This is a genomic window from Streptomyces sp. NPDC005820, assembly GCF_040630255.1.
Lineage (GTDB): Bacteria > Actinomycetota > Actinomycetes > Streptomycetales > Streptomycetaceae > Streptomyces.
This window is the reverse complement of sequence record NZ_JBEXXE010000051.1, coordinates 19,998-44,936: the sequence shown is the minus strand read 5'-3', so window position 1 is coordinate 44,936 and position 24,939 is coordinate 19,998. Positions and strand designations below refer to the sequence as shown.

The window sequence follows — 24,939 nt, the reverse complement described above, 5'->3', positions numbered from 1 at the left end:
GTCGACCGCGAGGCAGGTCACCAGCCGGGCGGCCGCACGGTGCCCATCACACGGGTCACGGTGATCTCGATGACGACGCGCTCGGGGTTGGGGCGGGGCTGCCGGTAGCGCTCGGCGTAGCGCCGTTCGGCCTCGGCGACGGACGCCGGGTCGTCCTTGACCAGCGCGGTGCCTTCGAGGGTGCTCCAGCGGCGCCCGTCCACCTGACTGACCGCGACCGTCGCGTCGGGTCCGGCCGCCCGGACGTTGCGGACCTTCCTGCTGGCGGCGCTGCTGATGATGCGTGCGATGCCGGTCTCCGGATCGAAGGTGACCCCCACGGGGACGAGATGCGGACTGCCGTCCGGCCGGTGGGTGGCCAGGAAACAGATCCGTCGCTCCTGCCAGAAACGGTCGTCCTCGGCCTCGGGCGGAAATACGTCAGTGGTCATGCTGATCCTTCGTCGAGCCGGTAGCGCGCCCATTTTCCCCCGGCCCGGCATCCTCCGGACCCCGGCAGCGCCTCATTCAGCGCATGCGGAATTCCGCTCCCCCTGCACACCTGTCAGTGCCTGGTGCCGGTATTCCTTGGGTGAGAGCCCGTAGGCGGCGCGGAAGGCACGTGTGAAGTCGGAGGCGCGTGAGATGCCCCAACGGGCGGCGACGGCGTGAATGGGCATGGCGCGCGCCACGGGATTCGCCAAGTCGCGGGCGGCGCCCTCCAGCCTCCGTCTGCGGATCCAGGCCGCGACGGTTTCGCCCTGCGTCTGCTGCTGGAAGATCCGGTGCAGATAGCTGAGGGAGATGTGGTGTGCGGCGGCGATCACCGGTGGCGTGAGTTCCGGGTCGTGCAGGTTCTGCTGGATGAACACCTGGATGCTTCGCGCCAGCACCCGTTGGCGGGACTCCGGCACCAAGGCGGCCTCGGCGTCCAGCACTTGGGCGCACCAGGCCGACAGCAGGTCCAGCACTATCGCGCCCAGACGTGGCGCGTCCGACGGCTGGAGGGTGTCGGCCTGCCGTTCCAGGCTGATGAGGAAATCCGCCAGCAGGGCGCCGAAGCCCTCCCGCCCCGGCAGTCCTCGGCCCAGCAACTCCCGTACCCGGTGCGGTGCGAGAGGAAGCAGCGCCTTGGGGATGTCGACGCCCACCCCCTTGATGACAGGCGGCTCGGGGTCGTCCGCCGCGGCCCGTGTGCCGTACGGGCGGAGGTCGTACGGCAGGGAGCTGTCGGTCAGATGGAGATCACGTGGGCCGAACGAGTCGGTCCGCCCCGCGTGGTCGAGAGCCAGGCCGCCTTCGAGCAGCAGCGTGAGGTGGTACAGCTCGGGGTCGGACTGGCGCACCATTTTCGGGCTCCGCCAGTAGCGCGTCGGCAGGAAGGACGTCGGCCACACGGTCATGGGCCCCAGTTCCATCACCCTGCTCCGAGCCCAGAAGTCGGCGGCGTGCGCGCTGGTGATGTCACTGGGCGACCGCATCCGGCCAACCATTTCCCGCCAGTGGTCGAACCTGTCCCCGGAAGGCACGTCCTCACTCCGGAACACCGTCCCGATCATTCCGTCCCAACTCCGTTTTCCCCGCCGGGCGCTCCCTTCGACATCCTTGCACGGGGACGTTCAGGTGCCCTGCTCTGGTATGCGGCGCTCGGTCGTCATCGTGGTACGGCTAGGCTGACCGGTTCCGGTTCGCGGGCCGTGTGCCGTGATAGGCACCCGGTCGTCGGCGTCCGCCGTGAGCCCTGCCGCCCACCGAGCATGTCGCGGGCGGGGGCACGCCCGGCGGACCCGGGCGATCTCAGCCGCAGATCGCCTCCAACGTCAGTCCGAGGGCGAGCAGTTCGCGGTCGGCCCCGACAGGCCCGTCGATCTCGAGCCCCGCCGGCAGGCCGTTCCGTGCCACGCCCATCGGGATGCTCAGACCGGTGGCGCCGAGGACACTGGCGGGGCCGGTGTTGCGGATGAAGGTGGGGAAGGTGTCGACGGGTTCCCCGCACAGGACCATTCCCTGGTCGCAGGTGGCGAGGTCCAGGGCGGTGGCCGGGGTGGTCGGGAAGATCAGGCCGTGCATGGTGAAGGTCGCGGCGTAGGCGGCACGCAGCTGTTCCCGGTGGGCCAGGCACTCGCGGTACACCTCCTCGGCGACCAGCCCCGGGGCGCCGTCGAGAAGGCAGTTCTCGAAGATGCCCCGTACGTCGGGGCCCTCGATGCGGGCGGTGACCGCGAGTCTGGGCGGCGCGCCCCCGGAAGACGACAACCCGGCCGACGAGATCCGCATCGCCCTGCTGACCAGTCTGTCCGGGAGCGCCGGACTCTTCGGCCGGGCCGCCGCCAACTGCACGGCGCTGGCGGCCGAGGAGATCAACGCCGACGGCGGCATCTGCGGCCGGCCGGTGCGTATCGAGGTGGTGGACGACCGCACCGACGCCGCCACCGGACTGGCCCGGCTGCGAGACCTCGACCGGCGCCGCGGGCTGGCGGCCGTGGTGGGCGTGCACAGTTCGGCGACCTTCGACGCGGTGAGCCGTCACGCGCAGGCATCGGGCCTGCCGTATCTGTACACCGCCGCGAACGAGGGCAGCCCGGTGCAGGACGGAACGCTGTTCCGGCTCGGCGAGTCGGTGACGGACCAACTGGCGCGCGCCATCCCGGCGTTGATGCGCGAGAGCGACGGCCGCGCCTGGTACCTCATCGGGAACGACTACTCCTGGCCGCGGGCCGTGTGCGCGCAGGGCGGCCGCATCGCCGAGCGGCACGGCGGACACGTCGTCGGCCGACGCCTCGTCCCGCTCGGCGAGTCGGCCTTCGACGACGTGCTGGACGACATCGAGGCGTCCGGCGCCGATCTGGTGCTCTCCGGTCTGGTGGGGTGGAGTTCCGTCGACTTCGAGCGACGGTTCCACGCCGCCGGGCTGCGCCGCAGCATCCGTACGCTCGCACCCCTGCTGGAGGAGAACACCCGCGAACACCTGGGCGCGGCGGCCGGCGGGGTGTGGTCCTGCCTGCCGTACTTCTCCGCCCTGAACACGGCGGAGAACACCGACTTCCTACGGCGGTACCGGGCCGCGTTCGGAGTGTGGGCGCCGTCGCCGTCGGCGCTGACGGAGTCGGCGTACGAGGGCGTGAACCTGTTCGCCCGGGCCGCCCGGAAAGCCGGGTCGCCGCAGGGCACCGAGGTCGCCCGCGCCCTGCAAGGTCTCACGCCGGCCGGGCCGCGGGGCACCGTCGCGGTGGGAGCCGACGGACGGCTGCGGCAGAGCATGTACCTCGCCGAGGCCACCACCACCGGATTCGCGGTCCGCGCACAGCTGCCGTCCGGCACAGCCTGACCACCCACCCGGACGCGACTGCCGCCCAGCTCCGCGCAGGGGGCTCAGCGGGCCAGCAGGCCCTGGATCGCCGCCGCGATCTCGTCGGGTGCCTCTTCGGCCATGAAGTGCCCGGCGCGGGTCAGCCGGTGGTCCAGGTCCGGCGCCCACGCCTTCCACACACCGGCAGCGTCGTAGCCCAGCTGCGCGCCCCAGTCCTGCTGGACGACCGTCACCGGCATGGCCAGTTGCGACCCGGCGTCCAGGTCCGCCTGGTCGTGCATGACGTCGATGTCCGCCGAGGCCCGGTAGTCCGCGACGATCGACGTCACCGCCGCGGCGCTCGCGCGCAGGTATGCGGCACGCACATCCTCGGGCATGGCGGTCGGGTCGTTGGCCCAGGCGTCGAGGAACGAGCCGAAGAACGCGTCCGCACTGGCTGCGATCATCGCCTCCGGCAGGCCCGGCGGCTGCGCCATCAGGAAGAGGTGGTAACCGACCGCCGCCGAGGCGCCGTGCAGGACGTTCCACATGTCGAGCGTCGGCACGATGTCGAGGATGCCCAGGTGCGTGATGGTCTCAGGGTGGTCCAACCCCGCACGGAAGGCGACCAGGGCGCCTCGGTCGTGGCCGACGAGGGCAAAGCGCTCGTGGCCGAGCGCCGCCGCCAGGGTCACGACATCGGCGGCCATGGTGCGCTTGGCGTACACATCGGGGTCGGTGGCCGCCGGCTTGTCGCTGGCGCCGTAACCCCGCAGGTCAGGACAGATCACCGTGTGCTCGTCGCCGAGTCGCTCGGCGACGTGTCGCCACATCAGGTGGGTCTGGGGAAAACCGTGCAACAGCACGACCGGGCTGCCACTGCCGCCGACAGCCGCGGCCAGCTCCACACCGTCCGCACCGGGCAGGCGGACGTGATCGAAGCCGGGAATGGTGAGCGTCATGAGGGACCACCCTTTCGGGTCGGGGACTCGACCGGATCAGCTTGGGCGACGGCGATCAGCAGCCGATCAGTACGGTTGGGCGCTGCCGGCCCCCGGCACGGAGGATGGGGGGCATGCGAATCGACGTGCTCGGCGCGGTGCGGGCCCTCCGTGACGACGGCAGCCCGGTCGACCTGGGCGGACCCCGCCATCGTGAGGTACTCGCCCGGCTCGTCGCCGCCGAGGGACGGATGGTCACCACCGACACCCTTGTCGATGACCTGTGGACCGATCCGCCGGCCCGCGCCGTGGGTGCTTTGCGTACGTTCGTCGCCGCGCTGCGCCGCGCCCTCGAACCCGACCGGCCGCCCCGTGATCCGCCCCGCGTAATCGTCACCGAAGGTCCCGGCTACGCGCTGCGCCTGCCGCGCGATGACGTGGACGTCCATCGGTTCCAGGACACCCTGGCCCGAGCCCGCCGCAACCCAGGCGCGGTGACCGACCTCGGCGCGGCACTCGCGACCTGGCGCGGACCCGCCTACGCCGACGTGACCGGCTCCGCCTGGGCGCAGCGCGAGCGGACCCGACTGGAGGAATTGAGGTTGGAGGGGGTGGAACTGCGCGCCCGCATCCTCCTCGATTCCGGGGAAGGGGCCGATCTCGTCGCCGAACTGGGTGCCCATGTCGCCGAACACCCGTGGCGCGAGCCGGCCTGGGAGCTGCTTGCCCGCGCGCTGTACCGCGCGGGCCGCCAGGCCGACGCACTGGCCGTCCTCCGCCGTGCCCGCGCGATGCTCGTTGACCAACTCGGACTCGACCCCGGTGCCGACCTTCGGCGCCTGGAGACGGACATCCTCAACGGGTCCGCGCCCCTGGCAGGAGCACGTACCGTGTGGACCGGCCATGGTGTCCGGCTCGGCCCGCGCACCACCGTGGATCTGGCCCGCACGCTCGCGCTGGCGGGTGGCGACGCCCTCGTCCACTCTCGGCGCGACCGTCTCGCCGCCATCCATGCGGCGGAACGCACGGGAGACCTCTCCCTGACCGCCCGGACCATCGGCGCCTACGACGTGCCCGCCCTCTGGAGCCGGGCCGACGACCCCGAGCAGTCCCGCGCCGTCGTCGCGGCTGCCGAGCGCACGCTCACCGGGCTCGGCCCGGACGGCCCCGCCGACCTGCGCGCCCGCCTCCTGGCCACGGTCGCCGTCGAGAGCCGCAGCGCCGATCTGTCCGGAACCGAGCTGAAGCACGCGCAGCGGGCGGCGCGGCAGGCAGAGGAGTTGGCCCGGCACCTGGCCGATCCCGCCCTGCTGGCCTTCGCCCTCAACGGGGTGTTCCTGCAGTCCTTCACCCGCCCCGGGCTCGCGGCGGCACGGGACAGGACCGGCGCCGAGATCCTCGACCTGGCCACCCGGCACGAGCTGCCGAACTTCGCCGTACTCGGCCGACTCGTCCGCCTGCAATCCGCCTCGGCCCTCGGCGACCTCGACGCCGCGAGCTCACACGCCGATGCGGCCGACCAGCTCGCCGCCACCGCCGAGGCGCCCCTCGTCTCCGTCCTCACCGGGTGGTTCAGGGCCCGGGCCACAGCCGCCCGCAGCGCCGAGCCCGGCGGGCCGACCGCCGCCACGGCAGCGGCGCACTACCGCCATGCCGAGGACGCCCTCCGGACGGCCGGAATGCCGGGGCTGCACCGCGGCCTGTTCCCGCTCGCCCTACTGGGACTGCGCCTGCTGCACGACCGGCCGGCGCCCACCGACCCGCACCTCGACTGGGGCCCGTACAGGCCCTGGACGCGACCCCTCGTGCTGCTCGCCCAGGACCGGGGCGAGGAGGCTCGTACCGCCCTCGCCGCGGTGCCCGAACCACCGCGTGACCACATGCAGGAGGCCATGTGGTGCCTGACCGCCCGCGCCGCCGTACGCCTCGGCGAGCGCGGAATCGCCGCACACTCTGCGGCCGCCCTGCGTGATGCCTACGCAGAACACGCCGGCGCCGCCGGCGGAATGCTGACCCTGGGCCCGGTGGCGCGGTACCTGGCAGAGGCGGAGGGATACGCCGGAGCGGGGTGAGCGACCGCCCCGGCGGAAGGGCATTAAGGCGGACGGCCCAAGGTCATCGGCGATCCCCGACATCGCGAAGCAGCTCACGATCAAGACGGGCAAGAGGCGGGACGCCACCCCTCGGTCGCCTCGCTGTACCTGGCACTCGCTGAGGCCGAGGAAGCCGCCTCACCGGACGACGCGCAGGTCATCGGGCCCCGCCGCCCGGTCCGTGCCCGCATCACCGGCCCCGCCGGCGGCACGGACCCTCAGCGGCCCGGCCGGCCGCGCATCCCGTCGAAGAGGACCGCCGTCACGGCGTCGGCCAGAGCCGTGGCCGGCAGTCCGCCCTCCGGCCGGTACCACTCGATGAGCGAGTTGACGGTGCCGAACAGCAGCCGGGCCGCGAGATGCGGATCGAGGTCGGCGCGGACGCCGCCCTCGGAAGCCGCGCGGGCGACCAGTTCGGCCACGCGGTGGTCGAACTCGCGGCGCCGTTCCAGCGCCCGCCGCTCCACCACGCTGTTGCCCCGCACCCGCAGCAGCAGGGTGACGTACGGCAGCTCGGTGACGAGCACCTCGACGCTGCGGTGCACGACGCGCTCGAGCCGGACGGTCGCCGTGGTGCCCTGGGCCCCGGCCCCGTCGGCGCCGTCGGCTTCGTCGAGTACGGAGAAGAGGGCGTCCAGCGCGCGGCCGACGGCGAGCTCGAGCAGTTCGCCCTTGCCGGAGACATGGTGATAGATGCTGGACTTGCTCAGGCCGAGGCGCCTGGCCAGCTCCTCCATGCCCGTGCCGTCGTAGCCGCGCTCGTTGAAGACGGCGACAGCGACCTCCAGTACGGAGTCACGGTCGTAGACGGGCCGGTCACCACGGCCGCCAGGGCTCTGCACAGACGTTCTGCTCACCCGGCCATTCTCGCAAGGTCGGCTGTCATGTCCGCCGGAGATCCTTGACCCGGCGGAGTTTGCCGAGGGACCGCTCCAGGGTCTCGGGGTCGACGATCGCCACCTCGACGGTGACGCCCACGCCGTCCTTGACGCCCTGGCCGATCGCCCTGGCGGCGGCCTCGCGCTGTTCGGGGCCGGTGCCAGGGCGGGCCTCGACCCGCACGACCATGTGATCCATACGGCCGCGCTCGGTGAGCTGGATCTGGAAGTGCGGCGCGACTCCGGGTGTGCGCAGCACGATCTCCTCGATCTGGCTGGGGAAGACGTTCACCCCGCGCAGGATGATCATGTCGTCGCAGCGGCCGGTGACCTTCTGCATCCGGCGGAAGGCGGGCCGGGCCGTGCCGGGCAGCAGCCGGGTCAGGTCGCGGGTGCGGTAGCGGATGATCGGCAGGGCCTCCTTGGTGAGCGAGGTGAAGACGATCTCGCCCTCCTCGCCCTCGGCCAGCACGGTGTCGGTGAGCGGGTCGACGACCTCGGGGTAGAAGTGGTCCTCCCACACGTGCAGGCCGTCCTTGGTCTCCCCGCACTCCTGCGCGACACCGGGGCCGATCACCTCGGACAGGCCGTATATGTCGACGGCGTGGATGTCCATGCGCTCCTCGATCTCGCGGCGCATCTCCTCCGTCCACGGCTCGGCCCCGAAGATGCCCACCTTCAGGGAGGTGGTGCGCGGGTCGATGCCCTGCTTCTCGAACTCGTCCAACAGGGTGAGCATGTAGGACGGGGTGACCATGATGATCTCGGGCCGGAAGTCCTGGATGATCTGCACCTGACGCGCGGTCATGCCGCCGGAGGCCGGGATCACCGTGCAGCCGGCCCGCTCGGCCCCGTAGTGGGCGCCGAGGCCGCCGGTGAAGAGCCCGTAGCCGTAGGAGATGTGCACCTTGTGGCCGGGGCGGCCGCCTGCGGCGCGGATGGAGCGGGCGACCACGTCCGCCCACATGGAGAGGTCGTTGTCGGTGTAGCCGACGACCGTGGGGCGGCCGGTGGTGCCGCTGGAGGCGTGGATGCGCCGCACGTCCGCCATCGGCACGGCGAACATGCCGAAGGGGTAGGTGTCCCGCAGGTCGGCCTTGGTGGTGAAGGGGAACCGGGCCAGGTCCTCCAGTGACCTGCAGTCGTCGGGCCTCACACCGGCCTCGTCGAACTTGTCCCGGTACAGCTCGACGTTGTCGTAGGCGTGTCGCAGCGTCGATCGGAGCCGGTCGAGCTGGAGTTCTCTCAGCTGTTCCCGGGTCAGCCGCTCGCCGTCGTCCAGCAGGTCGGGGGGAAGCGGTTGCCCCAGGCGGGAGGTGGGGGCCGCCCGGGGCGTCGTCTCGCTGCTCATCGGGGCTCCTTCGTGGTCGTGCCCGGCGTCCTGTGCGCCGTCGTGTCCCTGGTCGGGTCCGGTGGCGGGCCGGTGATGCTGCGGCTGCGACTGCGGCTGCGGAACTCCGCGACACAGCGGCATCCACGACGTGAGGGGCCGGCAGGACTCGGGCGAGTGGCCTGTGTCACGATTTCCGCCATCTTGTCTCCCGACCGAACATTCGGTTAGCGTGCGGCACGGCTTAGTAATCCAGCCGCACCGCTGCATGTCAAGAGGTGGAACGCATGCCCCAGAACGTCCCTGACCGCCCGGACTTCTTCGCCCGCCACCGTCCGTTGCTGGAACAGGCGGTCGCCGCCACCGCCGGCCGGGGCCACTGGTCCCCGTATCCCGAGTCGCCCAGTAAGTCGGTGTACGGCGAGAACGCGGCCAAGAGCGGAGAGGCCGCCTTCCGGGAGTGGCTGGGAGACCACTTCGAGCTTCCCGGCCATCCGGGGCACGGCGTGGTCCCGGCGACCGAGACGTCCCCGTACGGCTTCCCGCTGGGGGTGACCTATCCCCGCGTCGCCCCGGAGGCGGCGCTGGCCGCGGCGAAGACCGCCACCGGCCCGTGGCGCGACGCCGGGGCCGACGCCCGTGCGGGGGTGGCCGCGGAGATCCTCGCCCGGCTGAACGCGGCGAGCTTCGAGATCGCGCACGCCGTCGAACACACCACCGGTCAGGCCTTCGTGATGGCCTTCCAGGCCGGCGGCCCGCACGCCCAGGACCGCGGCCTCGAGGCGGTCGCCTACGCCTGGGCCGAGCAGAAGAGGCACCCGGGTGCGGCGCGCTGGAGCAAGCCGCAGCGCAAGGGCGGCCCGCTGGTGATGGACAAGAAGTTCACGCCCGTCGGACGTGGGACGGCGCTGTTGATCGCCTGCAACACCTTCCCCACCTGGAACGGCTATCCGGGCCTGTTCGCCTCCCTGGTCACCGGTAATCCGGTCGTCGTCAAGCCGCACCCGGGTGCCGTCCTGCCGCTCGCGATCACCGTGCGCATCGCCCGCGAGGTGCTGGCCGAGGCGGGCTTCGACCCGAACGTGGTGATCCTGGCCGCCGAGAGCCCCGAGGACCGTACCGCGTCGGTGTACGCCCTCCACCCGGACGTACGGATCATCGACTTCACCGGCTCCACCGAGTTCGGCGACTGGCTGGAGACACACGCCCGCCAGGCCGTCGTCCACACCGAGAAGGCGGGCCTGAACACCGTCGTCCTGGACTCCACGGCCGACTACCGCGGACTGCTGGGCAACCTGGCCTTCTCACTGTCCCTCTACAGCGGCCAGATGTGCACCACCCCGCAGAACCTGTTGATCCCGCGCGAGGGCTTCGCCACCGACGAGGGCGTGCGGAGCGCCGACGAGTTCGCCGCCGACCTCGGCGCCGCGCTGGACCGGCTGCTCGGCGACCCGGCCCGGGCGGCCGGCACGCTGGGCGCCGTCGTCAACGACGGTGTGCGCGAGCGTCTGGAGCAGGCCGCCGGACTCGGCCGTACGGTGCGGGCGTCGACGCCGGTGAAGCATCCGGAGTACCCGGCCGCGGTCGTCCGTACGCCGCTGGTGGCACGGCTCGACGCGGAGACGGACCGGGAGACCTTCACCCGCGAGTGGTTCGGGCCCGTCTCCTTCGTCATCGGCACCGACTCCACCGAGCACAGCCTCACGGTCTTCCGGGAGACGGTGCGTGAACACGGCGCGCTGACCGCCGCCGTCCACTCGACGAGCGAGGACGTGCTGGCCGCCGCCGAGGCGGCCGCCCTGGACGCCGGTGTGCACCTCTCGGAGAACCTCACCGGCGCGGTCTTCGTCAACCAGTCCGCCGCCTTCAGCGACTTCCACGGCAGCGCCGCCAACCCGGCGGCCTGCGCCACCCTGTCCGACCCCGCCTTCGTCACCGGCCGCTTCGCGACGCTGCAGTCGCGCCGGCCCGTTCCCGCCGAGGAGTCCGCCCATGCCTGACGACGTCTTCCTGATCGACGGCGCGCGCACCCCGCAGGGCCGCTACGGCGGCGCACTGGCCTCCGTACGCCCCGACGACCTGGCCGCCCTGGTGGTGGGTGAGGCCGTCCGCCGTGCGGGGATCCCGGCCGGGGCCGTGGACGAGGTGGTCCTGGGCGCCGCCAACCAGGCGGGTGAGGACAACCGGGACGTGGCACGCATGGCCGTGCTGCTGGCGGGGCTGCCGCACACCGTTCCCGGCTACACGGTCAACCGGCTCTGCGCCTCCGGCCTGACGGCGGTCGCGAGCGCCGCCCAGGCGGTCCGGTCCGGGGAGGCGGACCTGGTGGTCGCGGGCGGGGTGGAGTCCATGACCCGCGCCCCCTGGGTGATGGCCAAGCCCGGCACCCCCTGGGCCAAGCCGGGAGAGGTCCACGACACCTCGCTGGGCTGGCGCTTCACCAACCCGCGCTTCGCCGCCGCCGACCGGGCCGTGCCCGCCGGGGCCGGTCCCGAGACGGTCAGGGTGACCCTCGCGATGGGCGAGACGGCCGAGGAGGTCGCGGCGCTGGACGGCATCACCCGCACCGAGTCCGACGCGTTCGCACTGCGCAGTCACCAGCGGGCCGTGGCGGCACAGGAGGCGGGGCGCTTCGACCGCGAGATCGTGCCGGTGCCGGTGAAGGACGGCGAGGTCACCCGCGACGAAGGGCCGCGCCCCGGCACGACGCTGGAGAAGCTGGGCGCCCTGCGGACCGTCTTCCGCGCGGACGGCATCGTCACCGCCGGCTCCTCCTCGCCCCTGTCGGACGGCGCCGCCGCGCTGGTGGTCGCGAGCGCCGAAGCGGTCCGGCGGTACGGGCTCACCCCGAGGGCCCGGATCGTCGCCTCCGCGTCGGCCGGCGTCCAGCCCCACCTCATGGGCCTCGGCCCGGTCCCCGCCACGGAGAAGGCCCTGGCCCGCGCCGGATGGCAGGCAGGGGACGTGGACGCGGTGGAGTTGAACGAGGCGTTCGCCGCGCAGGCTCTGGCCGTGATCCGACGGCTGAAGCTCGACGAGGAGCAGGTCAACGCCGACGGCGGCGCCATCGCGCTCGGCCACCCCCTCGGCTGCTCCGGCGCCCGTGTCCTGCTGACCCTCCTCGGACGGCTGGAGCGCGAGGACGCCCGACGGGGCCTTGCGACCCTGTGCGTGGGCGTCGGCCAGGGCGTCGCGATGCTCGTGGAGCGGGTATGACGGTGACGCCGACCTACGAGACGCTGCTCGTCGACGAACGCGAGGACCGGGTCGTCGTCACCCTGCACCGGCCCGAGGCCCGCAACGCCATCAGCGGTCGCATGATCGCCGAACTGCACGAGGTGTGCGCTCTGCTGGAGGCCGATCCGAAGCTGTTGCTGCTCACCGGGCACGGCGGTGTCTTCGCGGGCGGCGCCGACATCGCCGAGCTGCTGCGGCGCGGCCGGGACGAAGCCCTGCGGGGCATCAACAGTCGCCTGTTCGAGCGGGTGCGCAGACTCCCCCTACCGACGCTCGCCGCCGTCGACGGCTGGGCGCTGGGCGGGGGCGCCGAACTGTCGTACGCCTGCGACCTGCGCATCGCAGGACCGGACGCCGTCTTCGGCAACCCCGAGCCGGGACTCGGCATCCTCGCCGCGGCAGGTGCCTGCTGGCGGCTGCCCGAGCTGGTCGGCGAGTCGGTCGCCAAGCAGGTGCTGCTCGCCGGGCGGAACCTCGACGCGCCCGCGGCACTGGCGGCGGGCCTGGTCATCGACGTCGTACCGGCCGAGAAGCTGCTGGACGAGGCGCACGCCCTGCTCGACCGCATGGCCCGCTCCTCCCCCACCGCCCTGCGGCTGACGAAGCTCGTCGTCGACTCGCCCGGTGCCCATCCGGTCGCGGACGACCTGGCACAGGCCGTGCTGTTCGAAGGACAGGACAAGAAGGACCGCATGACACGCTTCCTGGAGAAGAGGAGCCGGGCATGACCTCAGCACCCGCAGTCGTCGGGGTGATCGGCGGCGGCCGGATGGGCGCCGGCATCGCACAGTCCTTCGCGACGGCCGGCTCGGCCGTGACCGTCGTGGAGAGCGACGAGCAGGCGGCGGCCGCGGCACTGGGCCGGGTCGCCGACGGGCTGAAGCGGGCGTTCGAACGGGGCGCGCTGACCGAGTCCGCGGAGGACGTGCTGGCCCGGGTGACGACGGTTCCGTCCGTCGACGCCCTGCCCCCGCACGCCGATCTGGTCGTCGAGGCGGTCCCCGAGGACGCCGCGCTCAAGGCCCGGCTGCTGGCCGCCGCCGAGCAGGCGGTGCGCCCGGCGACGGTACTGGCCAGCAACACCAGCTCCCTGTCGGTCACCGACCTCGCCGCCGCCCTCAACCGGCCCGCCCGCTTTGTGGGCATGCACTTCTTCAACCCCGTGCCCGCCTCCGAACTGGTCGAGATCGTCGTCGCGCCCGAGACCGGGGCCGACACCCTCGAGGCGGCCCTCGGCTGGACACACTGCCTCGGCAAGAAGGACGTCGTGGTGCAGGACTCGCCCGGCTTCGCCAGCAGCCGCCTCGGCCTCGCCCTGGGGCTGGAGGCGATCCGCATGGTCGAGGAGGGCGTCGCGGCACCGGACGCGATCGACGACGCCATGCGGCTCGGCTACAAGCACCCCATGGGGCCGCTGCGCCTGACCGACCTGGTCGGGCTCGACGTACGCCTCGCCATCGCGGAGCATCTGCACGCCACGCTCGGTGAGCGCTTCGCCCCTCCCCGGCTGCTGCGGGAGAAGGTCGCCCGCGGGGAGCTGGGACGCAAGACGGGGAAGGGGTTCCACACATGGGAGTGAGCACCCCCGCCTCTCCCGCCTCTCCCGCCTCTCCCGCCTCTCCCGCCTCTCCCGCCTCTCCCGCCTCTCCCGCCTCTCCCGCCTCTCCCGGCGAAGCGGCCCGGCATGGCGTCGGCTACACCCTGGACGGCCAGGTCGCCGTCATCGAGCTGCGCAGGCCTACGGCGGGAAACGCGCTGGATGCGTCGCTGCGCGCCCAACTGCTCGCCGCCGTACGGCGGGTACGCGACGACGGCCCCCTCGTGCGGGTGGTGCTGCTCACCGCCGCGGGCCGGCACTTCTGTGTCGGCCAGGACCTCAAGGAGCACGCGCGGGCCTTGGAGACGGCGCCCGTATCCGCCTTCGCCGTCGTGCGGGACGAGTACAACCCGCTCGTCGAGGAACTGTGCGCGCTGCCGCAGCCCGTGGTCGCGGCCGTCGAGGGCGCCTGCGTCGGCGCGGGCCTCGGGCTCGCCCTCTGCGCCGACCTGCGGGTCGCGGGAACCGGCGCCCGGTTCTCGACCGCCTTCACCGGGATCGGCCTCGCCGCCGACAGCGGTCTGAGCGGGGCTCTGACACAGGCGGTCGGCCGCTCGCGTGCCGCCGCCCTGATGCTCCTCGGCGACCGTTTCGACGCCGAGGCGGCGCAGCGGTGGGGCCTCGTCCACAGCGTCGTGCCGGACGGGGAGGCCGCCGCGGCGGGCCTGGCTCTCGCCCGGCGCCTCGCCGCCGGCCCCAACGCCGCGTATGCCGAGGTCAAGGCGCTGCTGCGGGCCGAAGAGGCGGCCTTGCCCGTGGTGCTGGAGCGCGAGGCCGCGGCCCAGGAGCGGCTGGGCGGGACCGAGGACCACCGGTCCGCCGTGCGGGCCTTCCTCGAGGGCCGGCAGCCGTCCTTCACCGGACGCTGACCCGGTCGACGTCACTTGCAGACGTCACTTGCCGGCGTCACTTGTCAGAACACGAAGAACTCAGTCACGATATCGACCGAACGAACGGTCGGTAGGGAAGGTGGGGCAGATGGCCGCGACACACGCCGACGCATCGGCGGCGGGCTGCGCAGAGCCGGAGCTGCAGGAGCGCTTCGAGGCGACGATCGCCCGTGACCAGCGGATCGAGCCGCGCGACTGGATGCCGGAGGGCTACCGCAGGACGCTGATCCGACAGATCGCGCAGCACGCCCACTCCGAGATCATCGGCATGCAGCCCGAGGGCGACTGGATCACCCGCGCGCCCTCGCTGCGCCGCAAGGCGATCCTGTTCGCCAAGGTGCAGGACGAGGCCGGCCACGGGCTTTATCTGTACTCGGCCGCGGAGACCCTGGGCGCCGACCGCGCGGATCTGACGAACCGGCTGATCGAGGGCCGCCAGAAGTACTCGTCGATCTTCAACTATCCGACGCCGAGCTTCGCCGACGTCGGGGTGATCGGCTGGTTCGTGGACGGCGCCGCGATCTGCAACCAGGTGCCGCTGTGCCGGTCGTCCTACGGGCCGTACGCCCGCGCGATGGTGCGGATCTGCAAGGAGGAGTCGTTCCACCAACGGCAGGGCTACGAGCTGCTGATGACGATGATGCGCGGCACCGACGAGCAGCGGGCGATGGTCCAGGACGCCGTGAACCGCTGGTGGTGGCCGTCGCTGATGATGTTCGGACCGCCGGACGACCACTCGCCCAACTCCGCGCAGTCGATGGCCTGGAAGATCAAGCGGCACAGCAACGACGCGCTGCGCCGGCGCTTCGTCGACATGACCGTCCCGCAGGCCGAGAAGCTCGGCGTCACCCTGCCCGACCCGGAGCTGCGTTGGAACGAGGAGCGCGGCCACCACGACTTCGGCACCCCCGACTGGGACGAGCTGACGAGGGTGATCTCCGGTGACGGGCCCCGCAACGCCGAGCGGGTCGCCCGTCGCCGGGCCGCCCACGAGGAGGGCGCCTGGGTGCGGGAGGCCGCCACCGCCCACGCCGCCAAGCAGGCGACCCGTACGCAGAAGGGAGCGGTGGCATGACCGCCGAGAAGCAGGAGTGGCCGCTGTACGAGGTGTTCGTGCGCGGCAAGCGCGGGCTCAACCACGTCCACGTCGGCTCGCTGCACGCGGCCGACGACCGGATGGCGCTCACTCACGCCCGAGACCTGTACACCCGGCGCAACGAGGGCGTATCCGTCTGGGCGGTGCGCAGCGACCACATCGCGGCCTCCACGCGCGACGAGAAGGACCCCTTCTTCGCCCCCAGCGCCGACAAGGTGTACCGCCACCCGACCTTCTACGACATCCCCGACGATGTCCCGCACATCTGAGGAGCAGGGCATGGAGGAGCAGGGCATGAGTGACGACCACGCGTATCCGGCCCTGGCCGAGGGACACGAGGACGACGCGCGCTGGGCGTACGGCACCGGCTTCGAGGACCCGCTGCACGGCGTGGACAGCGCGCTGTCCGACGGCGTCGACGCCGGTGAACTGGCCGCCGACTGTGTCGCGTTGGCCGACGACGCCCTCGTCCTGGCACAACGGCTGGCCGAGTGGACGACCCGCGCCCCGGAGCTGGAGGAGGAGGTGGCCCTGGCGAACATCGGCCTCGACCTGCTCGGCCAGGCCCGTCTGCTGTACTCCCGCGCCGGTCAGGCCGACGGCACCGGCCGCGACGAGGACGCCTACGCCTACTTCCGCGACGCCGACGACTTCCGCAACGTACGCCTCGCCGAACTCCCGGGCGGCGACTTCGCGTTCTCCGTCGCCCGGCTGCTGGTGCTCTCCGCGTGGCGGCTCGCGCACTTCGAGCGGCTCACCGCCTCCGGCGATCCGGTGCTCGCCGCGATCGCCGCCAAGGGCGTCAAGGAGCTGACGTATCACCGGCAGTACGCCGCCGAATGGGTCGTCCGCCTGGGCGACGGCACCGCCGAGTCCCGTCGCCGGATGCGGGACGCGTGGGAGCAGGTCGCACCGTACGTGGACGAGCTGTTCACCGTGTACGACGTCCGGGACGCGGTCGGAGGGGTGCTGAGGCAGGTCACAGAGGCGGCCGGCATACCCCTGCCGGTGTGCCGGCCGCTGCCCGGAACCGGCCGCGACGGCGAGCACACCAAGCATCTCGCTCCCCTGCTGACCGAGTTGCAGAGCGTGGCCCGCGCCCACCCGGAGGCGGCATGGTGACCGTACCGACGGACGTGCGCCGCGCCCGGCACATCGCCGGGCGGGTTCCGGACCCCGAACTGCCCACGCTCGCCCTCGCCGACCTCGGGGTGGCGCCGTGACGCCGCCCCGCCTGCCGCGAACCGTTCGAGTACGTCAAGGAGATCTGATGGAGGACCTGCAGCCGTCCGGCGCCGTCCGCCCCACGCGCGTGCGACGCCGCCGCCCGGCCTTCCACCACCTGCGCGTCGCGACCGTGCAGCGGCTGTGCGAGGACGCGGCCGCCGTCGGCTTCGACATCCCCGCCGACCTGGCCGAGGAGTTCGCCTTCACCCCGGGCCAGTCGCTCACTCTGCGCCGCGAGGTCGACGGGCGGGACGAGCGGCGCTCCTACTCGATCTGCTCCCCGGTGGGCGCACGGCCGCGGATCGGGGTGCGCGCAGTGCCCGGCGGCCTGTTCTCCTCCTGGCTGGTCCACGAGGTGCGGCCTGGCGACACCCTGGAGGTGATGGCTCCGACGGGCGCCTTCACCCCCGACCTCGCCACACCCGGGCACCACGTCCTCATCGCGGCGGGGTCCGGCATCACGCCCATGCTGTCCATCGCCGAGTCGGTCCTCGCCGCCGACGACCGCTCGCGGGTCACGCTGTTCTACGGCAACCGGCGCACCGGCTCGGTCATGTTCGCCGACGAACTCGCCGACCTGAAGGACCTCCACCCGGCCCGCTTCCAGCTCGCCCACGTCCTCTCCCGTGAGCCCCGCGAGGCCGAAGTGCTCTCCGGCCGCCTGGACGCCGACCGCCTCGGCGCGCTCATCGGCGGGCTGGTCGACGTCACCGGCGCGGACCACTGGTGGCTGTGCGGCCCCCACGGCATGGTCCGCGACGCCCAGCAGGTACTGGCCGGCCTGGGAGTGCCCGACGACCGGGTCCACCGGGAGCTGTTCTTCGCCGACGACGCGCCGATGCCCGAGGCGCGGCACGAGGAAGCCCTCGCGCAGGGCCCGGTCAGTCAGGTCACCGTCACACTCGACGGCCGGTCCACCACCGCCGCACTGCCGCGGGCGGCCACGGTGCTGGACGGCGCCCAGAAGACGCGCCCCGACCTGCCCTTCGCCTGCAAGGGCGGTGTGTGCGGCACCTGCCGCGCCCTGGTCACCGAGGGCGAGGCCGACATGCGCCGCAACTTCGCCCTCGACGCCGCGGAGGTCGACGCCGGCTATGTGCTGACCTGCCAGACATTCCCCGTCTCCGAGACACTGAGCGTCGACTTCGACAGCTGAGGAGGTACGGCGTCACCGGGCCGGCACGTCACCCGGTTCCAGATCCACCGCGAAGAAGCCCCCGGCCGCGGCCAGTTCCGCTATGCCCACACACGCGACCTGCTGGACAACAGCGGCCGCCCTCCGGACGGCAGGCCGGACGGTGACCCTCCTCGAACAGGATCCCGGGCATCGCTTCGGGCAGGACTCCCCGTCACCCACCCCCCGCAACGGTGTCCCCCAGGGCCGGCAGCCCCATGTGCTGCTGCACCGCGGGCTGTGCGCCATCGAGGAGTTGCTGCCCGGGTCGCGTGAGCAGTTGGTCGCCGCCGGTGGCGTCCCCCTGGACACGGGCAGTGTGGCCTGGCTCGGCGAGCGGGGCTGGGCTCCGTTCGGTACGCCCGCCTACGAACTGGTGTCGGCCACCCACCCGTTGGTGGAACACCTCGTCGGGCAACGTGTGACGGCTCTGCCCGGAGTGAGCCTGCTGACCGGATTCAGGGTCGGCGGGCTGAACCGCACACCTTCCGGGGACGGCTGGCTCGTCCAGCGTCCCGACGGCCCGCCGCTGCGCGCGGACCTGGTCGTGGACGCGTCCGGACGCGGTTCCCGGCTGCCGCAGTGGCTGCCGCCGCACGGCTGCGGTCACCTGCCCACCTCGACGGTCGACGCCCGCTTCGGCTATGCGTCCCGCGTCTACTCCGCGCCTGCCGATGTCCTCGGAAGCGCCGCGGGCATCATCGTGCTGCCGACGCGTCGGGTCCCCGCCGGAGGCGTGGCCCTGCCGGTCGAGGGCGACCGCTGGCTGGTGGCCGCCGTGGGCGCCGGTGAACACCGGCCGCCGCGGGATCCGGAAGGCTTCGAGGGCTTTCTGAGACGGCTGCGCGACCCCGCCCTGGCCGACCTAGCCGCCCGCGCCCGCCCCTTGACCGAGGTGGCGGTGCACCGGCGGACCGGCAACCTGCGCCGCCACTACGAGCGACTCCCCCACTGGCCCGACGGGTTGCTGGTGACCGGCGACAGCATGTGCGCGCTCAACCCGGTCTACGGTCAGGGCATCACGGTGGCCGCTCTGCAGGCGCTGCTGCTGCGGCAGGCGCTCACCCGTGACACCACGCCCGGCTGGGAGCGCCGGCTGCTCCGCGGCTTCGCCCGCGCCGCCGACCTGCCCTGGGCGATGGCGACGGGCGAGGACCTGGGCCACCTCGGGCCCGGCCGGCCCGCGGGTGTGGTGGCCACCCTGTTCGGCCACTGGTCCGGTGAGGTCGACCGGCTCGCCGCCCACGGCAACACCCGGGCCCAACGAAGGCTCGACCGTGTCTACCACCTCATGGGCTCACCCGCCTGTCTCTTCGACCCCAGGCTGGTCGCCTCCGTGATCCGCGGCCGCCTGCTGGGCCTGCCGGCCCCCACGCCCCGTCCGCCGTTCGAACTCGAGGGGATCCCAACGCCATGACCACCCGGGACCCGGTCGCCCCTGAGCCTCTTCCGTACCGCAGACCGGTCGCGTACGAACAGCCGCACACCGCCGATGAGATCGAAGTCCGTTTCTTGGGAACCGACGACATCGAGCAGCTCATGGCGCTGGAGCACCGGAGATGGACAGCGAAGCAGTCCGCGCGGCCGGAGGACGTCGAACAGCGCATCGCGGCATATCCGACGTTGTGTTTCGGCGCGTTCTCCCGTCGGACGGGCGAGGTTTTGCTTGAGCGGCGACCGTCAACGCCCTGGCCCGCCACTTGGAAGGGTTGCTCGCCGACCGGGACCCGTCGGCGTCCGAGCGGGCCGGAGAGACGTCATGAACCTCACGAACGGCCGTTACCCGGCGGTCGCCGATCTCGAGCGCTTCCTCGGCGACCCCCGGCAGCCCGGGACGCCGTTCTCCTACCGCGACATCGTCGAAAGCGAGGAGACGGGCCGCTTCCCGGAGGGCACGGTCCCCATGCTGCGAACGTGGGGTTTCCAGGACTTCCTCGTCCCCGGGGAACACGGGGGCCGGCTCCGCTCGCTCGAAGAACTCTTCCTGTTGACCCGTGTCGTCTCTCAGCGCAACGTGGCCGTCTCCGTCAGGCTCGGATCGACCTTCCTCGGCGGCCTCCCCGCCTGGCTGTGGGGCAGCGGCGCGCAGCGGGAAACCCTCGCGCGGGAGATCCTCGGGGGCCGTCCCACCTCCATGGCCATCTCCGAAGCCGCTCACGGCAGCGACTTCAACAGCAACGAGGCGGTCGCAATGGCCCGCCGGCAACGCCACGAAAGCCCGCTTCCTCACGGCGTACGTGCGTACGGGGAAGAACTTCTCGCTGGTTCTGGTCGACAAGGAGGGGTTGGATCCGGAGCGCTGGGTCAACCTCCCGCCCGCCAAGACGGTCGGGTTCCGGGGCCACGAGAGGGGACCGGGCTGGGGCAGTCGCTCAAGATGATGCAGATCACCCGCGCCCTCGTCCCCGCCCTGTCGATCGGCACCATGGACGCCACCGTGCGCATCGCCCTCGCCTACGCCCACGAACGGCACCTGTACGGCGGGCCGATCTACGCGCTCCCGGTCATCCGCGAGCAGGTGCTCAAGGCTCATCTCGATGTGCTGATCAGCGAGTGCGTCATGACTGCGGTGACCAGATCGCTCAGCATCGCCCCCGGACGGCTGAGCCTGCGGTGCGCGATCGTGAAGTATTTCGTCCCGGTCGTCGCCGAGGAGGTGGTCGCCGGCATGGCCGGCGTGCTAGGGGCCCGCAGCTGGCTGCGGGAGGGAGCCGCCGACGGTGTCTTCCAGAAGCTCCAGCGCGACCACGCCATCGCGAGCATCTTCGAAGGCACCACCCACGTGAACCTGAACTCGGTCTCCCATCAGCTCCCGTTCATCCTGGCGGACGACGTACGGCGCCCCGGCGAGCCGGAGCGGACCGAGGTGCTGTCGGCCTTGTTCTCCCTCACCGAGGAAGCCCCCGCCTGGACACCGGATGCGACCCGCCTGCAGCTCTCGAACGAGGGGCAGGACGAGATCACCCACGCGTGGGAGTGGATCAAGCGGCAGGTGGCAGACCTCTGCACCGGCCCCGTACAGCGCGACCTGCGGGAAGTGGTGGCCGAGCTCGACTCGACGCGCCGGCGCTGTTACGCCCGGCTCGACGACGCACAGGGCAGCCGGTCCACCCGCGCCATGGCCGTGGCCAAGGATCACTGTGTCCTTCACGCGGCGGCCTCGTGCCTGCTCAGCTGGCTCTGCAACCGTGAGGCGCTCGGCGGCGCGTTCGCCGCGGGGCACTGGCTCGTCCTGTGCCTCCACCGGCTGCTCCAGCGGTTCGCCCCCGGCCGGGAACTCCCGGAGACCCATCTCGCCGTGCTCGAGGAGACGATCCTGCGCAGCCTGCACGAGGACACCCCGTTCTCGCTCGCGGGGCTCGCCGAGGGGCGAGAAACCCCGCACATCGAGTGCGCAAGGGGCGCGCTCGATATTCACTTGCGCCCCATCGTCGCGCGGGACACGGTCGGCTGACACCTGACGAAGGCGGAGAAGATGACCACACCGACCACGCAGACCCACCCCGTCGACCACGAACTCATCGAGGCCGCGGCACACATCGCCCGCACGCGCTGCCGGGGCGACAACCACACCATGGCGGCCGCGGCCCGCGCCCGGGACGGACGGATCATCACCGCGGTGAACGCGTACCACTTCACCGGAGGACCCTGCGCCGAGCTGGTCCTCATCGGCGCGGCAGCCGCCCAGGGCGCCTACGAGCTGGACACCGTGGTCGCCGTGGGCGACCGCGACCGAGGGGTCGTTCCGCCGTGCGGCCGGTGCCGGCAGGTCCTTCTCGACTACTTCCCCGCCCTCGAGGTCATCGTCGGCAAGGACGACGGCATCCGCACCGTGCGGATCAGCGACCTGCTGCCCGAAACATATGTCTGGGCCGACCACCAACTCGAGGCCGAGTGAACGCGCCCCTCAGCCGTCGTTCACCGTGAGGGGGTCTCCCTCACGCCGTCGTCTGCCGGGCGGAGGGCCGCCGCATGGCCTGGTCCAGATGCTTGATGACGGCCGGTACGTCATCGCTCTCCGTTCGCCGGATCAGCTCCAGGGCCGGCCGGACGAGGCCGCCCGGCCGCGCGATCAGCCGTGCGAGCACGGCGGCCCGGACGTCGAGCCGCTCGACGGTGGCCACGCGCTCCGCCTCGTTCTGGCCGGCCAGCAACACCGCGTTGTGCCACGCCTCCTCACGGGACTGGCGGACGCTGAAGTCGAGGATCCGCTCGTCGGTGCGGGCGCCGACCTGATCCAGCAGCGACAGGAACGGCGACAGATCGCCGACCGAGTCCTGCACGGCCAGCACCACCCGCCCCAGGATGTCGTTGATCAGCAGGAAGTCGTGGCGCAGCTCGTGGATGGCCTCGCCCGGGCTGGTCCGTGCGGCCGCGACGGCCAGATCGAGGTTGATGTGCGCGTTCACGCCGAGGAGCAGGTGCTGGACGATGACGGTGTCGGCGTCGGTGAGCAGCCCGAACGTCTCGCGCCAGCAGCGCGGCCCGCTCCGGTCGCGACGCCAGGCGTCGTACGCGTCGAAGTAGCGGTTGCCGAAGTGCGTGTCGAAACGGTCCATCCGGGCGCCGTCCTCGAACAGCCCCTCGTGAATGGCCGTACGGACCTCGACGGTCACCTGTCGGTACAGCGCCGCGAAGTACCCGACCCGGTCACCCGCACGGCGGGCCTCCCGCACGATCCCGGCAAGGCCGTCCACGACCCCGTCGATGTTCTCCACCGTCATGCCCAACTCCCCCTCGTTGTCCGCTTGTTCGGGCGCTGCGCCGGCTTCTGCCCGCACAGCCGATCACAGGATGTCTATGAGCCGAGCGCCACGTCCATACGGGCGAAGCCGCGTGTCACCAACTGGTCCCGGTAGGTGGGCGGGGCCGCGAGGGTCATGCGGGGGAAGCGCCGCAGGAGGACGGGTACGGCGGCTTCGACCTGCATTCTGGCGAAGGCCGCGCCCAGGCAGTAGTGCGGGCCCAGTCCGAAGGACAGGGGCCGGCTGTCCTTCCGGGCGGTGTCGAAGGTCGCCGGGTCGGTGAACTGGCGGGGGTCGCGGTTGGCGGCGGCCAGGACCAGCAGGGCCCGGGTGCCCGCGGCGACGCGATGGCCGTAGAAGTCGATGTCGGTCGCGGCGGCGCGCGTCAGGACGTGGTTCGGCGGGTCGATCCGCAGGGCCTCCGTGATGAAGGCGGAGGCGAAGTCGTCATCGGTGGTCAGCCGCAGGCCCTCGGCCGGGTGGTCCAGTGCGAGCCGTACCGTGTTGCCGATCAGGTCGCTGGGGCTCTGCACACCGGCGATCACGAACATCACCAGACTGGCGACGAGTTCCTCCTCGCTCAACGCTCCGGCGGTATCGCGGTCTCGTACCATCGCGCTGACCAGGTCGTCGCCCGGGCGGCGCCGGCGCTCCCGCACGAGGTCGGCGATGTAGTCGACCAGTACGTCCATCCCCGCGTCGGCGGGCAGCAGTTCGTCGCGGTCGAAGACGGGCTCGAAGGCCGTCGTGGTCGCGGTGATGGCGGTGCGCAGCGGCATACGGTCCGCGTCGGGGATGCCGAGCAGTTCTCCGGTGACGGTGATCGGGACGCGGGTGGCGAACGCCTCGACCAGATCGACCGGGCCGCCGTCGCCACCCTCGTCGCCGCCGTCGCCGCCTCCGGCGAGGGTGGCGAGGTGGGACGTCCAGCGCTCCGCCGCCCTGATCGCGAGCAGGCGGCGCTCGGCGACCTGGCGCGGTGCGTAGGCCCAGCCCGCGAAGCGTCGCATGCGCTCGTGGTCGGGTGAGTTGCTGAACATCATGATCTTCGTGAAGCACTGCCACGAGGAGTGCTCGTTCATGCCGGTCGTCCGGTGCACGGCGGCGTCGGTGACCAGGAAGCGGGAGTCGCGCAGGGCGGTGCAGATCTCGTCGTAGCCGAGTACGAGCATTCCGGCGGGGCCGAGGGGGATCACCGGGCCGAGTTCCCACAGGGCGTCGTACAGGGGGTAGGGGTGGTGCTTTCCGGCCGGGGTGAACAGCTCGGAGAGTGCCTCGGCCGGGCCCATGACCGGCTCGGTCATCCGCTGATCGGTCACTGGCATGGCCATGCCTCCATTGAAGTCACTCCATCAAGGTCACGCGGAGGGGGACACCGTCTCCGGCCGGTTTCCCGGCGGTTCCTTCGCCGCCTCGAAGTCGGTGTAGAAGCCCGCTTCGGGGTCGTACAGGTGAAGGCCGCGCAGGATGCGCCACAGCCGGCCGAGCCTGAGCCGCTCCTCGCGGACCATGCCCGGGTGGGCTGACTTCAGGGCGAGCTGGGCCTTCGGGAGGTTGTAGAAGGGGATCGCCGGGGCCACGTGGTGCGCGGTGTGGACGGAGATGTTGTGGGTCAGGAACGACAGCACCTTCGGATACGCGTAGTCCGTGGTGAGGAGCAGCCTCGCGGCGTTGCGGGTCCAGTACTGCGAGGTCAGGAAGGGGACGTCGGCGGCGCTGTGGTGCATGAGGGTCGTGGCGCTGAACCACAGGTGGGTCATCAGCCAGGGCAGGACGAAGTAGAACAGGAGGCCTCGTAGGCCGGTGAACGCCATGAGCGAGGACAGGCCGACGACGGCGACGGGGGCGGTGAAGGCGATGGACCGCCACACCTCGCGACGCATCGACCGCTTGGGGAAGTAGCCGGGCCGGAAGCCGGACACGAACCAGTACCGGACCGTTCCTCCCCAGAAGGCCCAGGTGCGGGTGCCCGCGTACACCGCTTTGGCGAAGGGGGAAAGGCGCTGGTAGGCGTCCGGCGGCAACGGCCGCCAGTCGGTGTCGAGTTCGAGGTTGTTGGTGTACGAGTGATGCAGATTGTGCACATGGCGCCAGGAGTGGTACGGGTACAGCAGTGGGAGCAGCGCGACGCTCCCCACGGCGGTGTTGAGGCGCCGGGACCGGGAGAAGGAGCCGTGGCCGCAGTCGTGGGCGATGCAGTGCATGCCCCAGCCGCCGAGGCCGGCCACGAACCACAGCGGGATGTCGAGCAGCCAGGAGGGGGAGAGCACGACTCCGGTGATCGCCCCCGCGTAGAGGGCGAGGCTCACGGCCAGCCCGAGCAGCCCCCGGGCGGTGCGCGGGGTGAAGTACTCGCGCGGGATCGACTCCGTCAGGTGCCGTCCCTCCAACGCCCGTGACTTGTCCAGGAATTCCTCGAACCGCCGGTCGGGGCTGGTCGGTATGCCGCTCAGGGCCATGATG

23 protein-coding genes and 1 pseudogene are annotated in these 24,939 nt (G+C 72.0%); 15 read left to right on the top strand and 9 right to left on the bottom strand.

Annotated features, from left to right (window positions below; genetic code table 11):
• Positions 1 to 17: 17 nt before the first annotated feature.
• From ABZ464_RS42780 to ABZ464_RS42770, 3 genes are all read right to left on the bottom strand, one after another.
• Positions 18 to 431, bottom strand: coding sequence for a PPOX class F420-dependent oxidoreductase (locus ABZ464_RS42780; RefSeq protein WP_359287320.1), 414 nt, complete (start codon positions 429 to 431; stop codon positions 18 to 20).
• Between the two features lie 72 nt (positions 432 to 503).
• Positions 504 to 1,538: a helix-turn-helix domain-containing protein gene (locus ABZ464_RS42775; protein WP_359287319.1), complete on the bottom strand. Its 1,035-nt coding sequence runs from the start codon at positions 1,536 to 1,538 to the stop codon at positions 504 to 506.
• Between the two features lie 238 nt (positions 1,539 to 1,776).
• On the bottom strand, positions 1,777 to 2,235 hold the full coding sequence (locus tag ABZ464_RS42770) for an amidase family protein (protein WP_359287318.1): 459 nt from the start codon (positions 2,233 to 2,235) through the stop codon (positions 1,777 to 1,779).
• Between ABZ464_RS42770 and ABZ464_RS42765 the strand changes: the two genes are divergently transcribed.
• Entirely contained in the window at positions 2,195 to 3,307 is a 1,113-nt protein-coding gene (locus ABZ464_RS42765; protein WP_359287317.1) for a substrate-binding protein, read from the top strand. The genes ABZ464_RS42770 and ABZ464_RS42765 overlap by 41 nt on opposite strands.
• 44 nt (positions 3,308 to 3,351) lie before the next feature.
• Here the strand turns inward: ABZ464_RS42765 and ABZ464_RS42760 are convergent, their stop codons facing one another.
• Positions 3,352 to 4,230, bottom strand: a complete 879-nt coding sequence (locus ABZ464_RS42760) for an alpha/beta hydrolase (protein ID WP_359287316.1) — start codon at positions 4,228 to 4,230, stop codon at positions 3,352 to 3,354.
• Positions 4,231 to 4,343: 113 nt separating this feature from the next.
• Between ABZ464_RS42760 and ABZ464_RS42755 the strand changes: the two genes are divergently transcribed.
• On the top strand, positions 4,344 to 6,281 hold the full coding sequence (locus ABZ464_RS42755; protein WP_359287315.1) for a BTAD domain-containing putative transcriptional regulator: 1,938 nt from the start codon (positions 4,344 to 4,346) through the stop codon (positions 6,279 to 6,281).
• Between the two features lie 239 nt (positions 6,282 to 6,520).
• Here the strand turns inward: ABZ464_RS42755 and ABZ464_RS42750 are convergent, their stop codons facing one another.
• Positions 6,521 to 7,159 (bottom strand): TetR/AcrR family transcriptional regulator, encoded by a 639-nt coding sequence (locus ABZ464_RS42750; protein ID WP_359287314.1) that lies wholly within the window; start codon positions 7,157 to 7,159, stop codon positions 6,521 to 6,523.
• A gap of 25 nt (positions 7,160 to 7,184) precedes the next feature.
• Complete coding sequence (gene paaK, locus ABZ464_RS42745; RefSeq protein WP_359287313.1) at positions 7,185 to 8,531, bottom strand: phenylacetate--CoA ligase PaaK; 1,347 nt, start codon at positions 8,529 to 8,531, stop codon at positions 7,185 to 7,187.
• A 266-nt stretch (positions 8,532 to 8,797) separates the two neighbouring features.
• On the opposite strand from paaK, the gene paaN reads away from it, so the two are divergent.
• The 13 genes and pseudogenes from paaN to ABZ464_RS42680 all read left to right on the top strand — a co-directional run bounded on the left by paaN (position 8,798) and on the right by ABZ464_RS42680 (position 21,629).
• Complete coding sequence (gene paaN / locus ABZ464_RS42740) at positions 8,798 to 10,510, top strand: phenylacetic acid degradation protein PaaN (protein ID WP_359287312.1); 1,713 nt, start codon at positions 8,798 to 8,800, stop codon at positions 10,508 to 10,510.
• The gene (locus tag ABZ464_RS42735; protein WP_359287311.1) at positions 10,503 to 11,726 is read left to right on the top strand and encodes a thiolase family protein; all 1,224 of its coding nucleotides are present in this window, start codon (positions 10,503 to 10,505) and stop codon (positions 11,724 to 11,726) included. Before paaN ends, ABZ464_RS42735 begins: the two co-directional genes overlap by 8 nt.
• Positions 11,723 to 12,475 carry an enoyl-CoA hydratase/isomerase family protein gene (locus ABZ464_RS42730; RefSeq protein WP_359287310.1) on the top strand — a complete coding sequence of 251 codons (753 nt, stop codon included), beginning with the start codon at positions 11,723 to 11,725 and terminating at the stop codon, positions 12,473 to 12,475. The genes ABZ464_RS42735 and ABZ464_RS42730 overlap by 4 nt, the downstream gene beginning before the upstream one ends.
• Entirely contained in the window at positions 12,472 to 13,326 is an 855-nt protein-coding gene (locus tag ABZ464_RS42725; RefSeq protein ID WP_359287309.1) for a 3-hydroxyacyl-CoA dehydrogenase family protein, read from the top strand. The genes ABZ464_RS42730 and ABZ464_RS42725 overlap by 4 nt, the downstream gene beginning before the upstream one ends.
• The gene (locus ABZ464_RS42720; RefSeq protein ID WP_359287308.1) at positions 13,317 to 14,213 is read left to right on the top strand and encodes an enoyl-CoA hydratase-related protein; all 897 of its coding nucleotides are present in this window, start codon (positions 13,317 to 13,319) and stop codon (positions 14,211 to 14,213) included. Before ABZ464_RS42725 ends, ABZ464_RS42720 begins: the two co-directional genes overlap by 10 nt.
• 109 nt (positions 14,214 to 14,322) lie before the next feature.
• Complete coding sequence (paaA, locus tag ABZ464_RS42715) at positions 14,323 to 15,309, top strand: 1,2-phenylacetyl-CoA epoxidase subunit PaaA (protein ID WP_359287307.1); 987 nt, start codon at positions 14,323 to 14,325, stop codon at positions 15,307 to 15,309.
• On the top strand, positions 15,306 to 15,599 hold the full coding sequence (gene paaB, locus ABZ464_RS42710; RefSeq protein ID WP_359287306.1) for a 1,2-phenylacetyl-CoA epoxidase subunit PaaB: 294 nt from the start codon (positions 15,306 to 15,308) through the stop codon (positions 15,597 to 15,599). Before paaA ends, paaB begins: the two co-directional genes overlap by 4 nt.
• A gap of 25 nt (positions 15,600 to 15,624) precedes the next feature.
• Entirely contained in the window at positions 15,625 to 16,452 is an 828-nt protein-coding gene (gene paaC / locus ABZ464_RS42705) for a 1,2-phenylacetyl-CoA epoxidase subunit PaaC (protein ID WP_359287305.1), read from the top strand.
• A pseudogene (locus tag ABZ464_RS42700) lies at positions 16,446 to 16,544 on the top strand (phenylacetate-CoA oxygenase subunit PaaJ); the annotation flags it as partial. The gene paaC and the pseudogene ABZ464_RS42700, both read left to right, overlap by 7 nt.
• A 56-nt stretch (positions 16,545 to 16,600) precedes the next feature.
• On the top strand, positions 16,601 to 17,713 hold the full coding sequence (paaE, locus tag ABZ464_RS42695) for a 1,2-phenylacetyl-CoA epoxidase subunit PaaE (RefSeq protein WP_359287304.1): 1,113 nt from the start codon (positions 16,601 to 16,603) through the stop codon (positions 17,711 to 17,713).
• A gap of 82 nt (positions 17,714 to 17,795) precedes the next feature.
• A complete protein-coding gene (locus tag ABZ464_RS42690; RefSeq protein ID WP_359287303.1) occupies positions 17,796 to 19,148 on the top strand; it encodes an FAD-binding protein in 1,353 nt (450 codons plus the stop codon).
• Between the two features lie 342 nt (positions 19,149 to 19,490).
• Positions 19,491 to 21,185, top strand: a complete 1,695-nt coding sequence (locus ABZ464_RS42685) for an acyl-CoA dehydrogenase family protein (RefSeq protein ID WP_359287302.1) — start codon at positions 19,491 to 19,493, stop codon at positions 21,183 to 21,185.
• 21 nt (positions 21,186 to 21,206) lie between these two features.
• Positions 21,207 to 21,629, top strand: coding sequence for a cytidine deaminase (locus tag ABZ464_RS42680; RefSeq protein WP_359287301.1), 423 nt, complete (start codon positions 21,207 to 21,209; stop codon positions 21,627 to 21,629).
• Positions 21,630 to 21,669: 40 nt separating this feature from the next.
• Here the strand turns inward: ABZ464_RS42680 and ABZ464_RS42675 are convergent, their stop codons facing one another.
• From ABZ464_RS42675 to ABZ464_RS42665, 3 genes are all read right to left on the bottom strand, one after another.
• Positions 21,670 to 22,455: a DUF5995 family protein gene (locus ABZ464_RS42675; RefSeq protein ID WP_359287300.1), complete on the bottom strand. Its 786-nt coding sequence runs from the start codon at positions 22,453 to 22,455 to the stop codon at positions 21,670 to 21,672.
• A gap of 74 nt (positions 22,456 to 22,529) precedes the next feature.
• Positions 22,530 to 23,801, bottom strand: a complete 1,272-nt coding sequence (locus ABZ464_RS42670; RefSeq protein WP_359287299.1) for a cytochrome P450 — start codon at positions 23,799 to 23,801, stop codon at positions 22,530 to 22,532.
• A 33-nt stretch (positions 23,802 to 23,834) separates the two neighbouring features.
• Positions 23,835 to 24,935, bottom strand: a complete 1,101-nt coding sequence (locus ABZ464_RS42665) for a fatty acid desaturase (protein ID WP_359287298.1) — start codon at positions 24,933 to 24,935, stop codon at positions 23,835 to 23,837.
• Positions 24,936 to 24,939 lie beyond the last annotated feature (4 nt).

Bases quoted from the DNA above. Each gene is read 5' to 3' on its own strand.
- ABZ464_RS42685 (WP_359287302.1), top strand. From the start codon at position 19,491: ATGAACCTCACGAACGGCCGTTACCCGGCGGTCGCCGATCTCGAGCGC.
- paaA (WP_359287307.1), top strand. From the start codon at position 14,323: ATGGCCGCGACACACGCCGACGCATCGGCGGCGGGCTGCGCAGAGCCG.
- ABZ464_RS42670 (WP_359287299.1), bottom strand. From the start codon at position 23,801: ATGCCAGTGACCGATCAGCGGATGACCGAGCCGGTCATGGGCCCGGCC.
- ABZ464_RS42735 (WP_359287311.1), top strand. From the start codon at position 10,503: ATGCCTGACGACGTCTTCCTGATCGACGGCGCGCGCACCCCGCAGGGC.
- paaB (WP_359287306.1), top strand. From the start codon at position 15,306: ATGACCGCCGAGAAGCAGGAGTGGCCGCTGTACGAGGTGTTCGTGCGC.
- ABZ464_RS42680 (WP_359287301.1), top strand. From the start codon at position 21,207: ATGACCACACCGACCACGCAGACCCACCCCGTCGACCACGAACTCATC.
- ABZ464_RS42755 (WP_359287315.1), top strand. From the start codon at position 4,344: ATGCGAATCGACGTGCTCGGCGCGGTGCGGGCCCTCCGTGACGACGGC.
- paaN (WP_359287312.1), top strand. From the start codon at position 8,798: ATGCCCCAGAACGTCCCTGACCGCCCGGACTTCTTCGCCCGCCACCGT.
- paaC (WP_359287305.1), top strand. From the start codon at position 15,625: ATGAGTGACGACCACGCGTATCCGGCCCTGGCCGAGGGACACGAGGAC.
- ABZ464_RS42760 (WP_359287316.1), bottom strand. From the start codon at position 4,230: ATGACGCTCACCATTCCCGGCTTCGATCACGTCCGCCTGCCCGGTGCG.
- paaE (WP_359287304.1), top strand. From the start codon at position 16,601: ATGGAGGACCTGCAGCCGTCCGGCGCCGTCCGCCCCACGCGCGTGCGA.
- paaK (WP_359287313.1), bottom strand. From the start codon at position 8,531: ATGAGCAGCGAGACGACGCCCCGGGCGGCCCCCACCTCCCGCCTGGGG.
- ABZ464_RS42675 (WP_359287300.1), bottom strand. From the start codon at position 22,455: ATGACGGTGGAGAACATCGACGGGGTCGTGGACGGCCTTGCCGGGATC.
- ABZ464_RS42665 (WP_359287298.1), bottom strand. From the start codon at position 24,935: ATGGCCCTGAGCGGCATACCGACCAGCCCCGACCGGCGGTTCGAGGAA.
- ABZ464_RS42730 (WP_359287310.1), top strand. From the start codon at position 11,723: ATGACGGTGACGCCGACCTACGAGACGCTGCTCGTCGACGAACGCGAG.
- ABZ464_RS42780 (WP_359287320.1), bottom strand. From the start codon at position 431: ATGACCACTGACGTATTTCCGCCCGAGGCCGAGGACGACCGTTTCTGG.
- ABZ464_RS42775 (WP_359287319.1), bottom strand. From the start codon at position 1,538: ATGATCGGGACGGTGTTCCGGAGTGAGGACGTGCCTTCCGGGGACAGG.
- ABZ464_RS42720 (WP_359287308.1), top strand. From the start codon at position 13,317: ATGGGAGTGAGCACCCCCGCCTCTCCCGCCTCTCCCGCCTCTCCCGCC.
- ABZ464_RS42690 (WP_359287303.1), top strand. From the start codon at position 17,796: ATGCCCACACACGCGACCTGCTGGACAACAGCGGCCGCCCTCCGGACG.
- ABZ464_RS42725 (WP_359287309.1), top strand. From the start codon at position 12,472: ATGACCTCAGCACCCGCAGTCGTCGGGGTGATCGGCGGCGGCCGGATG.